Raw genomic sequence first — 12,203 nt, 5'->3', positions numbered from 1 at the left:
GGGTCATGGCCTATCTTCTGCAGCAATTGGCAAATGCCGTTCCGCTCGCCGCGCTCTATGCCGCGCTTGCCTTCGGCTATGCCATCGCCTTCGGGGTCATGAAGCGGGCCGATATCACCTATGGAGCGCTCTTCGCCTTCGCCGGCCAGATGCTGGTGCTGTTCACCGACGTCGGCTACACCAGGATGTATCTGATCCTGCCGGCTGCCTTCGTCTTCGGCGCCATCGCCGCGGCCGCCTATACGCTGGGCACCAGTTTTCTTGTCGGCCGCGCGATCATGCTGCCGCTGTCGCGCAAGTCGCCGAATACGATCATCGTCGCAGCACTCGGCATGATGATCATCCTGATGGAGACGGCGCGGCTTGCCTCCAATACGCGCGGCATCTGGCTGCCACCCTTTCTGAATGGCGCTATCGTCTTCTGGGATAGCGGCGATTTCCGGGTGACGCTTACCGAGATCCAACTCCTCAACACGGCGCTGATGATCCTGGTGATCCTCGCCGGCGCCTATGTCCTTAGATGCACCGGCTGGGGACGCATCTGGCGGGCGGTGACCGACGACGCGCTGGCTGCCGAGCTTTGCGGCACAAGTGCCAACCGCGTCTTCCTGATGGCCTATGTCGCCTCGGCACTGGTTGCGACCATCTGTGGGCTACTGGCCACCTCCTATTACGGAACGATGGATTTCGGGGCTGGGCTGATGTTCGGGCTCAAGGTTCTGATGATCGCGGCCGTCGGGGGCTATTCCGATCCGCTGAAGTCGGCGGGCGGTGCGGCGCTGCTCGGTCTGGGGGAAACGATGTGGGGCGCCTACGGCCCGTTCCTGTGGCGCGACTTTGTCATCTTTTCGCTGCTCGTGCTGCTGCTGGTATTGAGCCGGCGCGAGCGGGTCGTTCCCTGAGGCCTATTTCTTCGCGGCCCATTTGGCGCGGGCGGCATCGTCGGCATCCCTGGCCGAAACCCAATCGCCCTCCTTGCCGTCCTTGGCATGTTCCTTCTTCCAGAAGGGAGCCGAAGTCTTGAGGAAATCCATAACGAAATTGGCGCCGTCGAACGCTGCCTGCCGGTGCGGTGCGGCGGCAATGACGAGGACGATGTTTTCGCCGGGCGCGATCTTGCCGTAGCGATGGATGGCAGTCAGGCCGAAAAGCCCGAAGCGTTCGATGGCGAGGTCGGCGATGCGGCTGATTTCCGCCTCCGCCATGCCGGGATAATGCTCCAGCTCAAGCGCGCCGAGCGTGCCGCCTTCGTCGCGGCAGAGCCCGGAAAAGGTGACGACTGCGCCGATATCGAGCCGCCCCTGCGTGAGGCTGTCGATCTCGGCCTGGAGATCGAAATCTTCTTGCTGAACGCGGACGAGCGGCTGCACGGCCATCAGCTCACCCTCCAGTCATCGGTGGGAACAGCCCGATCTCGCGCGCACCGGCGATCGGCTCGTCGTGATCGGCATGTTCCATGTTGATGGCGACCCGGATCGCTTCCGGAAACTGAAGCGCTGTCTCGTATTCTTCCCCCAAGGTCTTCAAATGATTAAGGAGATCACCGACGGTGATCACCTCGGCGGGAAGAGAGATCTCCTCTTCGGCCTTGCCGATCCGCTCGCGCACCCAGGCGAAATAGACGAGCTTCGTCATCATTCATCGTCCACGATATGCTTCAGGCCGGCGCGGAAATAATCGTAGCCGGTGTAGATGGTCAGCAGCGCCGCGACCCAGAGCAGGACGATGCCGATCTCCGTCGTATAGGGTAGCACCTTGTCGCCGGCCGGCCCAGCCAGCAGGAAGGCGATGGCCACGAGCTGCGCGGTCGTCTTCCACTTCGCGATGCGCGTCACGGGAACGCTCACTTTCAAGGCGGCAAGATATTCGCGCAGGCCGGATACCAGTATTTCACGGCAGAGGATGATGATCGCCGCCCAGAGCGACCAGCCGGCGATCGTGCCGTCGGCCGCCACCAGAAGCAGGATCGAGGCGACCAGCAGTTTGTCGGCGATCGGATCCAGCATGCGGCCGATATTCGAGGTCTGATTCCAGATGCGCGCGAGATAGCCGTCGAGAAAGTCGGTGAGCGAGGCGATCACGAAGATCCAGAGCGCGACCCACCGCGCGAAATCGGAACCTTCCAGCTTGCCCTCGACGAAGAAGCACAGGACGATCAGGGGTACGCAGAGGATGCGGCCGTAGGTAAGCAGATTGGGAATGCTGTAAGCGCGCGAAGCCATGGAAATCGTTTCGTTTCGGTTGTGTCGGCAGATCTCGGTGAGCCTTTGTCAAAGCCTCATCTCGCTCCAGCCATTTGATTGAGCATGATCTTATCCAAAAACCGCTCCGCACTTTTTGGGATCACGCCTAGATGATGGTTTGATTACCCTATCGTCAACATTCTTTCTGTTCTTTCACCGTCATTGCGTGGAATTTGCGACCGGCTTTTTATTTCGCGGTGTCTTCATGAAAATGGTTGTAGACCTGCCGTGCTACGGCTTCCGATATGCCTTCCACAGCCATCAGGTCGGACAGGGCGGCGCGCGATACGGCCTTGGCGGTGCCGAAATGCTGCAGCAATGCCCGCTTGCGCGACGGGCCGATACCGCCGATTTCATCCAGCGGATTCTTGATCATCTCCTTCTTGCGCCGGGCGCGATGCGAGCCGATGGCGAAACGGTGGGCTTCGTCGCGCAGGCGTTGGATGAAGTAGAGCACGGGATCGCGCGGCGGCAGGGTGAAGCTCTCGCGGGAAGGGGCGAAAAAGCGCTCGCGTCCGGCGTCGCGGTCGACACCCTTGGCGACGCCGATGGCGATGACGCTGTCGGTGATTCCCAACTCCTCGAGAATGGCCCGCACCGCTGTCATCTGCCCCTGGCCGCCATCGATGAGGATGATATCAGGCCAGGCGGGGAAGGGCTGGTCGGCTGCATCGGCGGCGGGAGCCTCCGTCGCAGCGCTGCGGTCGGGCTTGCCTTCTTCCTTCAGCAGGCGGGAAAAGCGCCTTGTCATCACTTCGCGCATCATGCCGAAGTCGTCGCCGGGCGTGATGTCGGTCGATTTGATGTTGAACTTTCGGTACTGGCCTTTGACGAAACCTTCCGGCCCGGCCACGACCATGCCGCCGACCGCATTCGTGCCCATGATGTGGGAGTTGTCGTAGATCTCGATGCGCTGCGGCACGTAAGGAAGCTTGAAGGTCTCCTTGAACCCCTCTAGCAGCCGCGATTGCGAAGCCGTCTCCGCAAGCTTGCGACCATGCGCTTCGCGGGCATTGGCAACGACATGATCGACCAGATCGCGTTTTTCGCCACGCTGCGGCACGAGGATCGAGACCTTGTGGCCGGTCTTCTCGCTGAGCGCTGCCGCCAGCAGCTCGATTTCCTCGACCGTCTCCGAAAGAAGAATCTGCCTGGGCACCGGTTTGTCGTCGTAGAACTGCGCCAGGAAGGCGTTCAGCACTTCGGCGCCTGACAGTGATGGGTCGGCCTTGGGAAAATAGGCTCGATTGCCCCAGTTCTGGCCGGTGCGGAAGAAGAAGACCTGAATACAGGAGATGCCGCCCTCGTGATGGATGGCGAAGATATCGGCTTCCTCGACGCCGGCCGGATTGATGCCCTGATGGCTCTGTACGTGCGACAGCGCCGCCAGCCGGTCACGAAAGACGGCGGCGCGCTCGAAATCGAGATCCTCGGCGGCGGCGTTCATCTCCTCGGCCATATGGGCCTTGACGTTCTGGCTCTTGCCGGAAAGGAAATCCTTCGCCTCCTGCACCAATTCTGCATAGCCCGAATCGCTGATCTCATGCGTGCAGGGCCCGGAACAGCGCTTGATCTGGTAGAGCAGACAGGGCCGGGTGCGCGTCTCGAAAACGCTGTCGGCACAGGTGCGGATGAGGAATGCGCGCTGTAGCGAATTGATGGTGCGGCCGACGGCACCGGCCGAGGCGAACGGGCCGAAATAGTCGCCCTTGCGGGCGCGGGCGCCGCGATGCTTGAAAATGGCTGGTGCGCGATGGTCGCCGGTGATCAGAATATAGGGAAAGGACTTGTCGTCGCGCAGCAAGACGTTGAAGCGCGGCCGCAAGCGCTTGATCAGATTCGCTTCCAGCAGCAGCGCTTCGGTTTCTGTGCGGGTGGTGACGAACTCCATATTGGCGGTTTCGCGCACCATGCGGGCGATGCGGTTGGAATGCACCCGGCCCATGGCATAGTTGGCGACACGCTTCTTCAGGCTGCGTGCCTTACCGACATAGAGCACGTCGCCGGCTTCGTTGAACATGCGGTAGACGCCGGGATTGTTCGGCAGGCGCTTGACGAATTCAGCGATCAGTTCCGCGCCGCGCAAGCCGGTCTCGTTCTTGCCGCCTTCGTTCCAGTCGACGGGCACGACAGGGGCGGCGGCGGCATCGCCCTCTACCTCGATGTCGTCTTCTATATCCTCTGATTCGTCGTAGAGAATGCCGCCATCGGGCAGCTTTCTTCCATTCATTCCGCACTCTCCGCCACATCAGGCGTTTCCCAGGCAAGATGCTGGCCGCCGTCGAGCGCTATCATTTGGCCCGTGATCGAGGGCGTGTCAAAAAGAAAGCGGATGGTGCGGCCGAATTCTCCGAGCCCCGGCGCGGCCTTCAATATGAGGCCGTCGATCTGGGCCTGAAAGTCCTCTTCCGACTGTCGCGCGCTGCGCACCGTCGGCCCCGGGCCAATCGCGTTGACGCGGACGCGAGGGGCAAAGCTCTGCGCCATCGTCTGGGTCGCCGTCCAAAGGGCCGCCTTCGACAGCGTGTAGGAATAGAAGCGTGGGTTGAGCGCCCAGACCCTCTGGTCGATCATGTTGACGATCAATCCCGGATTGGGCTCGGGAAGCTGCCGGACGAAATCGGCTGATAACATTGAGGGCGCGCGGACATGCACGGCAAAATGCGCCTCGAAGGCTTCAGCATCGAAACGCTGGGCGGAATCGTCGAGGAAAGCCGAGGCATTGTTGACCAGCAAATCAAGCGGACCTAGGGCGGCCGCGGCTTTCTCGACGAGGGTTGACGTTTCGCCCAAATCTTGCAGGTCGGCCTTGATCGCAATCGCCTTCCTGCCCATTTGCTGCAATTTCGCCACGATTTCCGCCGCCTCGGCGAAGGATTGGTTGGCATGCAGCGCCACCGCGAAGCCATTGGCCGACAGATCCTCGGCTATTGCCCTGCCTATTCTTTTTGATGCGCCCGTTATCAATGCCGTGCGAAGTTCTTCCTGGCTCAAGATACCGCCTTCTTCTCGTCGTTACCCAATCGAAGCTCATATAGGGCGTCGATACACCATATGAAAAGGTGTTTGAGCGAATGACGCTCTTGACATCTCTTATGTAGATCTTGAGATATATTTAGATTAAAATAAGTATACATGCTTTAACCATTGGTTATGGTTAACAATTCCTCTGTTGCGCTGAAGCAACATCGAAATTCAGCCATGTCTGTGCCACAATGATATCATATTTTGGCTCTTCCAATTCCTCATTTGCACTCCAATTTCAATCTCGATCCGGGAGGGATTTATTTTAATTGCTCGTGACGCTTCGAAGTCAAAGATTGTAGACGAAGCACACGGGACTGAAAGGAGAAAAGTATGCGTACTCTCGTAACGACCCTCATGGTCTCCGCTTTCGCTCTCGGCGGCTACACCGCAGCTCAGGCTGCCGACGCTGTTGAGCAGGTTCCGCAGCCGCCCGTCGCTCAGGAAGCAGCTCCGGTCGTCAACAATTGGTCCGGCTTCTACATCGGTGGCGAAGGCGACTGGAACAAGGGTCACTTCAACCGCACCGGCAACACCTACGCCTTCGGCGGTGGTGCCTTCACCGGCTACAACTGGCAGCAGGGACAGATCGTATACGGTGTCGAAGGTGACCTCGGTTACGCCGACTCGGAGACGTCCCGCAATGGCCTGACAGCCAAGAACGGCGTCAATGGCTCGGTTCGCGGCCGTCTCGGTTACGATTTCAACCCGTTCATGCTGTATGGCACGGCTGGTCTGGCGCTCGGCCAGAACAAGCTCTCGGACGATACCTCGTCTGAAAGCAAGACGGCTGTTGGTTACACGGTCGGTGCAGGTGCTGAAACCTTCATCACCAGCAACATCACGGCTCGCCTTGAGTACCGTTACACCGACTACGGCAAGAAGACCTTCAACCTCGACTCCGGCAGCTTCTCGCGCGGCTTCGACGAGCAGAGCGTCAAGGTCGGTATCGGCGTGAAGTTCTAATCACTTGACAGTATGGAATGAAGAAAAAGCCGGGGCTCTTGCCCCGGCTTTTTCTATTTCATGCTTCTGAATATTTATGCGGGTGAGGGCTTCCTGGGTGATGAGAGCGCCGAAGCCGCGCGGTGCACCTGTGATGAAGCAAGCACCCATGACTTTCTCCTTTGTCGGTTGGCAGCGTGGAATTCGCTTGCAGGAGAGAAAGGTAGGATGGCCGGATGATCCGCATGCTGGAGGACTGGTGCCCCTACTATTCCGGCTTCTTCCTCTATTATCCGAGCCGTCGGCAATTACCGACGGCCTTGCGCGCCTTTGTCGATTTCGTGAGGAACGGCGATGTATACTGGAGCTAAGCGAGACAGCGTCAGGCCTGCGGCTTCATCGCCGGATAGTCGGGGAAATGCTTTTCGAACTTGCTCGCCCAGTTGATAAGCTCCGCATGGTCCGCCTCCCATTGGCCTTCGAAGCGGAGCTGCAGATAGCCGATAAGGGAGGCAAGCGCGAAATGTCCCGCATGCAGCTTCTTGCCGATCTTCGGTGGCTCTGCATCCAGGTGGGCGAGCGCGCGGCTTGCCTTCGTCCACTGCCGATCGATCCAAGGCTGGTGCTGCTTTTCGGGTTCGCGGAGGCGCCGCTCGTAAACAATCGACAGAAGGCACTCCATGGTACCGTCGCACAGCGCTTCCAGAACTTCAGCCTCGGTGCGCTTACCCTTCTTGGAAGGATAAAGGCCACCCTCCTGCCGGTCGAAGTAATGCATGATGGCGCGGCTGTCGAAAATGGCGTCGCCATCGTCGGTCAGCAAGGTCGGGATCTTGCCCAGCGGATTGTTGTCGACGAGTAGCGCCGGCCCGGCATTGGTATCGACGCGGATCTCCTCGAGTTTGATGCCGAGATGGCGGGCCGCCATGCGCACCTTGCTGGAAAAGGGGGAGGTGGAGGAGCAGAGAAGTCTCATGGGATCACCTGTGGGATGGGCGGGAGGAAATTCAATGTTCGCCGCGCAGCCAGAAGGCGCGTTGCGAGGCGAAACGGTCCTGCGCCAGCAGATCCTTCAGCGCCGGCAACAGCGCATGCAACTCGTCCTTCAACGTGAAGGGCGGATTGACGATGATGAGGCCGGAGCCGGTAAGCCCGGCGAAGCCGCGGTCGCTTTTGACCGTCAACTCCGCGCAGAGCATCTTCGGCACCTCCAATGCCTGCAGTGCTTCGTGAAACTGCTTGATCGGCGCGTCCTTCTTGATCGGATACCAGAGGCAATAGGTGCCGCCGGGAAAGCGGTGCCAGGCTTTCGCCAAGCCGCCGACCAGCCGCTCATATTCGCCGTCTTCCTCGAAGGGCGGGTCGACCAGCACGATGCCGCGCTTCTCCTTCGGCGGCAGATGCGCGCCGAGCGCCAGCCAGCCGTCAAGCTCGGTGATGCGCGCATGGTGGTCGCCTTCGAACAGCCGGTGCAGCCGCTGGAAGTCCTCGGGGTGCAGCTCCATGGCTGATAGCCGGTCCTGCGGACGGAACAGCATGCGGGCAAGCTTCGGCGAACCGGGATAGAATTGCAGGCCGCCTTCGGGATTGAGCTCGCGAACGGCGGTCAGATAGGGCTCCAGCAAATCCGCGACCTGGGGCACGAGTTCCGCTTCGAGCAGCCGGCCGATACCATCTTGCCATTCCCCGGTCTTCTGCGCTTCCTCCAAAGAGAGATCGTAGAGCCCGATGCCGGCATGGGTGTCCAGAACACGGAACGCTTTGTCCTTGTTCTGCATGTAGCGGACGAGGCGGGCGAGCACCGCGTGCTTGAGCACATCGGCGAAGTTGCCCGCGTGATAGATATGCCGATAGTTCATTGTCGGTGAAGTCCGCATGAATTGTTGCGATGGGCCGGATTATCCCTAGTGGCCGGTCATCGCTTGAAATATAGAAACATCATGAACATTGCGACCCCTATTCAAGCCAAATCCCGCATTGGTCACACGGCCTGTCCGCATGACTGTCCGTCAACCTGCGCGCTGGAGATCGATCTGATGGACGACGGCCGGATCGGCCGCGTCCGTGGCGCCAATGATCATTCCTACACAGCCGGCGTCATCTGCGCCAAGGTCGCCCGCTATGCCGAGCGCCTCTATCATCCCGATCGTCTGATGAAGCCGCTGCGCCGCGCCGGCGCCAAGGGCGAGGGGCGTTGGCAGGAGATTTCCTGGGACGATGCGCTGGACGAGATCGCCGAGGCTTTCGTCAAGGCCGAAGCCAAGGACGGCAGCGAGGCGATCTGGCCTTATTTTTATGCCGGCACCATGGGCTGGGTCCAACGCGATTCCATCGATCGCCTTCGCCATGCGAAACGCTATTCCGGCTTCTTTTCCTCGATCTGCACCAATCCGGCCTGGACCGGCTTCACCATGGCGACGGGCGTGCTGCGCGGCCCCGATCCGCGGGAGATGGGCCGCACCGACTGCGTCGTCATCTGGGGCACGAATGCGGTCGCGACGCAGGTCAATGTGATGACCCACGCGGTCAAATCCCGCAAGGAGCGCGGCGCCAAGGTCGTCGTCGTCGATATCTATGACAATCCGACGATGAAGCAGGCCGATCTGGCGCTGATCGTCAAACCCGGCACGGATGCGGCGCTCGCCTGCGCCGTCATGCACGTCGCCTTCCGCGATGGCTATGCCGACCGCGCCTACATGGCCAGATATGCCGATGATCCGGCAGGCCTCGAAGAACATCTGAAGTCGAAGACCCCGGCCTGGGCAGCTGGCATTACCGGCCTTTCGGTGGATGAGATCGAGGCCTTCGCAAAGCTGGTGGGGACGACGAAGAAAACCTATTTCCGTCTCGGTTACGGTTTCACGCGCCAGCGCAACGGCGCCATCGCCATGCATGCGGCCGCCTCGATCGCCACCGTTCTCGGTTCCTGGCAATATGAGGGCGGCGGCGCCTTTCATTCGAACAGCGATATCTTCCGCATGGACGCGAGCGAGCTGACCGGCCGGTCCATGAAGGATCTGGATATCCGCATGATCGACCAGTCGCAGATCGGCCGGGCGCTGACAGGCGATGCCGTGGCGCTTCGCCATCGCGGGCCGGTGACGGCCATGCTGATCCAGAATACCAATCCGGTGAACATCGCGCCCGAGCAAAGGCTGGTGAAGCGCGGCTTTGCCCGTTCCGATCTCTTCGTTGCCGTGCACGAGCAGTTCATGACCGACACGGCCGAGATGGCCGATATCGTCATTCCCGCCACCATGTTCGTCGAGCATGACGACATCTACCGCGCCGGCGGCCAGAATCATATTCTTCTTGGCCCGAAGCTGGTCGAGCCGCCGCCGACCGTGCGCAGCAATCTCTTCGTCATCGAGGAGTTGGCCAAGCGTCTTGGGGTCGCAGATCGCCCCGGCTTCGGCTTTTCCGCCCGCGAGATGATCGACCGGGTTCTGTCGAGGAGCGGCTTGCCGGATTACGATTATTTCCTCGAGCATAAATGGTTCGATCGTCAGCCGGCTTTCGAGGATGCGCATTTTCTGAACGGCTTTGGCCATCCCGACGGCAAGTTCCGGTTCCGCCCGGACTGGGTCAACCAGCCGGCCCCAAACCGCCCGCCTGCGTCAGTCGGATTGCTCGGTCCTCATGTGGAGTTGCCGGAATTCCCGGATCAGGTCGATGTCATCGAAGTGGCCGATCCGGATCATCCGTTCAGGCTCGCCACCTCGCCGTCGCGCAACTTTCTGAATTCGAGCTTCGCGGAAACCAGGACGTCGCGGCAGAAGGAAGGCCGCCCCGAGGTGATGATCAATCCGGCCGATGCCGCGGCGCTCGATGTCATCCATGGCGATCTGGTCCGCATCGGCAATGCGAGAGGCGACATCCGCCTCCATGCGCGCGTGACGACAGAGGTGAAGCCGGGTGTGCTGATCGCCGAGGGTCTCTGGCCGAATAAGGCCCATGTCGATGGCGAGGGCATCAACGTCCTCACCGGAGCTGATCCGGTCGCGCCCTACGGCGGTGCGGCCGTTCACGATAACAAGGTATGGCTGCGCAAGGATATGGCATGAGCGAATTCGGAAAGGCGAAAGCCGAAATCGTCAACGAGAAGACATTGGCGGATCAATGGACCCGGCTCAGCAGCTATGATGTCGACTACACGGATTCGCGCGGCGAGAAGCATCGCCTGAAGCGCGAGATCTATCACCGCACGCCGGCCGCCTGCATCCTGCTCTACGATCCCGCCCGTGAGACGGTCGTGCTCGTCCGGCAATACCGTCTGCCGTCGCAGCTTGCCGGCCTGCCGGCATGGATGATCGAAGTGCCCGCCGGCCTGCTCGATGGCGACGAGCCGGAGGCAGCGATCCGGCGCGAGGCCATGGAGGAGACCGGGTTTCGCGTGCGCGATGTCCGATTTCTCTTCAAGGCGATGACCTCGCCGGGTGCCGTGACCGAGATCATCCATTTTTTTGCCGCCGTGATCGATACGTCCGATCGGGTCGCCGATGGCGGTGGGCTTGCCGAGGAGCATGAGGATATCGAGGTGTTGGAAATTCGATTGTCCGATGCGATGGCAATGATCGAGGCGGGCGATATCCACGATGCCAAGACGGTCATTCTGCTGCAATGGGCGACCCTGAACAGGGCGAGCCTGCAGTAGGTCCATCGAAGTCAGGGAGCTAGGCCCAAAACTTTGCTGCCGCCTTCATCACCGTGTCACGAATCGAGACTACCGGGGCGTGCTGGCCGAAGACGTCCGGACGTGTCCGTGCCTTTCAGATGATAGACACTGTTTCAGGAGAAAGCCGATGTGGCTCAGCAATTTCACGCTCGTTCTTCCCAATGAAGTCGTCGACCGGGGTGCCGTGCGCATCGAGGATGGCGTGATTGCCGAAATCCGCTCCGAGCCGGTGGAGCAGGCGACCTTCGATGGCGGCGGACGCCTGCTGATGCCCGGGTTCGTCGATCTGCATTGCGATATGATTGAGCGCGAGATCGCGCCGCGGCCGAACGCCATGATGCCGATCGATTTCGGCATTCACGAGCTGGACAAGAAGCTGGCCGCCGCTGGCGTCACTACCGCCTTTGCCGCGCTCTCCTTTGCGACCGAAAGCGTCTACGGTCACGTCCGTTCGCTCGAAACCACCTCGGCTGTGATCCGCGGCATCAACAATTTGCGCAATGACCTCCTGATCGATCACCGCGTTCATGCCCGCTATGAAATTACCAATCTGGGCGCGGCGCTGACCCTGGAGCGGCTTTTGGAGGACGGCGACATCGACATGGTCTCCCTGACCGACCACACGCCTGGGCAGGGGCAGTACAACGATATCGAGAGCTACATCCGCAGCATGTCCGAGCGTCGCGCCATGTCGCGCGAGGCTGCCGAGGAAGTCGTGGCGAAGCGCATCGCCCAGCGCCAGGATCCGGAAATCGAACGCAAGCTGCACGATGTGGTCGAGCTTTCGCTGAAGCACAAGCTGTCGCTCGCCTCGCATGATGACGACAGCGCCGAGAAAGTGGCGGCGATGCACGATCTCGGCGTGACCATCAGCGAGTTTCCAGTAACGGGACCGGCCGCCGAAGAGGCTTGCCGCCGCGGCCTCTGGACGCTGATGGGTGCGCCGAACGCGCTGCGCGGTCAGTCCATGTCCGGCAATCTCAGCGCCCTGGACGCTGCCCGCGCCGGCCTGCTCGGCATCATCGCCGCCGATTATCACCCGGCTGCTTTCGTGCCGGCGATCTTCAAGATTGCGGAGGTTGTTGGCGGTGGCCTGCCGGCGGCGGTTGCCATGGCAAGCGCCAATGCTGCCCGTTCGGCCGGCCTCAATGATCGCGGCGAGATCGCCGTCGGCCAGCTTGCCGATCTGGTTGCCGTCGAACCCGGCTCGGTTCACCGCATTCGCGCGACCTTCCGTGGCGGCCGCATCGTCTATAGCGACGGCACGCTGCATCCGCTGATGGCGATTGCGGCTTGAAGAGAAAATCGAAGGGGCG

General features: G+C 60.9%; 14 protein-coding genes. 6 read left to right on the top strand and 8 right to left on the bottom strand.

The features are described from left to right. Window positions 1-5: 5 nt before the first annotated feature. Window positions 6-902, top strand: coding sequence for a branched-chain amino acid ABC transporter permease (locus tag GA0061101_RS00550; RefSeq protein ID WP_092572998.1), 897 nt, complete (start codon window positions 6-8; stop codon window positions 900-902). A 3-nt stretch (window positions 903-905) separates the two neighbouring features. Here GA0061101_RS00550 and GA0061101_RS00545 read toward each other — a convergent pair whose 3' ends face one another. The 5 genes from GA0061101_RS00545 to GA0061101_RS00525 all read right to left on the bottom strand — a co-directional run bounded on the left by GA0061101_RS00545 (window position 906) and on the right by GA0061101_RS00525 (window position 5,237). Next, entirely contained in the window at window positions 906-1,376 is a 471-nt protein-coding gene (locus GA0061101_RS00545; protein ID WP_092572801.1) for a molybdenum cofactor biosynthesis protein MoaE, read from the bottom strand. A gap of 4 nt (window positions 1,377-1,380) precedes the next feature. After that, window positions 1,381-1,635, bottom strand: a complete 255-nt coding sequence (gene moaD / locus GA0061101_RS00540) for a molybdopterin converting factor subunit 1 (protein WP_034487384.1) — start codon at window positions 1,633-1,635, stop codon at window positions 1,381-1,383. Continuing rightward, window positions 1,635-2,222, bottom strand: a complete 588-nt coding sequence (gene pgsA / locus GA0061101_RS00535; RefSeq protein ID WP_037194026.1) for a CDP-diacylglycerol--glycerol-3-phosphate 3-phosphatidyltransferase — start codon at window positions 2,220-2,222, stop codon at window positions 1,635-1,637. The genes moaD and pgsA overlap by 1 nt, the downstream gene beginning before the upstream one ends. Before the next feature lie 208 nt (window positions 2,223-2,430). After that, window positions 2,431-4,473, bottom strand: coding sequence for an excinuclease ABC subunit UvrC (gene uvrC / locus GA0061101_RS00530; protein WP_092572800.1), 2,043 nt, complete (start codon window positions 4,471-4,473; stop codon window positions 2,431-2,433). Next, entirely contained in the window at window positions 4,470-5,237 is a 768-nt protein-coding gene (locus GA0061101_RS00525; protein WP_047552902.1) for an SDR family oxidoreductase, read from the bottom strand. Before GA0061101_RS00525 ends, uvrC begins: the two co-directional genes overlap by 4 nt. A gap of 363 nt (window positions 5,238-5,600) precedes the next feature. Here GA0061101_RS00525 and GA0061101_RS00520 point away from each other — a divergent pair, with 363 nt between their 5' ends. After that, window positions 5,601-6,233, top strand: coding sequence for an outer membrane protein (locus tag GA0061101_RS00520; protein ID WP_047552905.1), 633 nt, complete (start codon window positions 5,601-5,603; stop codon window positions 6,231-6,233). Here GA0061101_RS00520 and GA0061101_RS39235 read toward each other — a convergent pair whose 3' ends face one another. Further along, window positions 6,234-6,383 carry a hypothetical protein gene (locus GA0061101_RS39235; RefSeq protein ID WP_167669518.1) on the bottom strand — a complete coding sequence of 50 codons (150 nt, stop codon included), beginning with the start codon at window positions 6,381-6,383 and terminating at the stop codon, window positions 6,234-6,236. Between the two features lie 65 nt (window positions 6,384-6,448). Here GA0061101_RS39235 and GA0061101_RS40715 point away from each other — a divergent pair, with 65 nt between their 5' ends. Next, entirely contained in the window at window positions 6,449-6,583 is a 135-nt protein-coding gene (locus tag GA0061101_RS40715; RefSeq protein ID WP_280951366.1) for a hypothetical protein, read from the top strand. Window positions 6,584-6,594: 11 nt separating this feature from the next. Here the strand turns inward: GA0061101_RS40715 and GA0061101_RS00515 are convergent, their stop codons facing one another. Further along, a complete protein-coding gene (locus tag GA0061101_RS00515; protein WP_092572799.1) occupies window positions 6,595-7,188 on the bottom strand; it encodes a glutathione S-transferase in 594 nt (197 codons plus the stop codon). A gap of 31 nt (window positions 7,189-7,219) precedes the next feature. Further along, window positions 7,220-8,071, bottom strand: coding sequence for a 23S rRNA (adenine(2030)-N(6))-methyltransferase RlmJ (locus GA0061101_RS00510; protein WP_092572798.1), 852 nt, complete (start codon window positions 8,069-8,071; stop codon window positions 7,220-7,222). An 81-nt stretch (window positions 8,072-8,152) separates the two neighbouring features. Between GA0061101_RS00510 and GA0061101_RS00505 the strand changes: the two genes are divergently transcribed. From GA0061101_RS00505 to GA0061101_RS00495, 3 genes are all read left to right on the top strand, one after another. Further along, a complete protein-coding gene (locus tag GA0061101_RS00505; protein ID WP_245297417.1) occupies window positions 8,153-10,276 on the top strand; it encodes a molybdopterin-containing oxidoreductase family protein in 2,124 nt (707 codons plus the stop codon). After that, entirely contained in the window at window positions 10,273-10,866 is a 594-nt protein-coding gene (locus GA0061101_RS00500; protein WP_092572796.1) for an NUDIX domain-containing protein, read from the top strand. Before GA0061101_RS00505 ends, GA0061101_RS00500 begins: the two co-directional genes overlap by 4 nt. A 148-nt stretch (window positions 10,867-11,014) precedes the next feature. Further along, window positions 11,015-12,184, top strand: coding sequence for an alpha-D-ribose 1-methylphosphonate 5-triphosphate diphosphatase (locus GA0061101_RS00495; RefSeq protein WP_092572795.1), 1,170 nt, complete (start codon window positions 11,015-11,017; stop codon window positions 12,182-12,184). Window positions 12,185-12,203: the final 19 nt, after the last annotated feature.

Origin of the sequence: Martinezella lusitana, from assembly GCF_900094565.1 — a bacterium.
Classification (GTDB): Bacteria; Pseudomonadota; Alphaproteobacteria; order Rhizobiales; family Rhizobiaceae; genus Rhizobium; species Rhizobium lusitanum.
The sequence above is the reverse complement of the archived record's forward strand: the minus strand, read 5'-3'. Positions and strand labels throughout refer to the sequence as shown.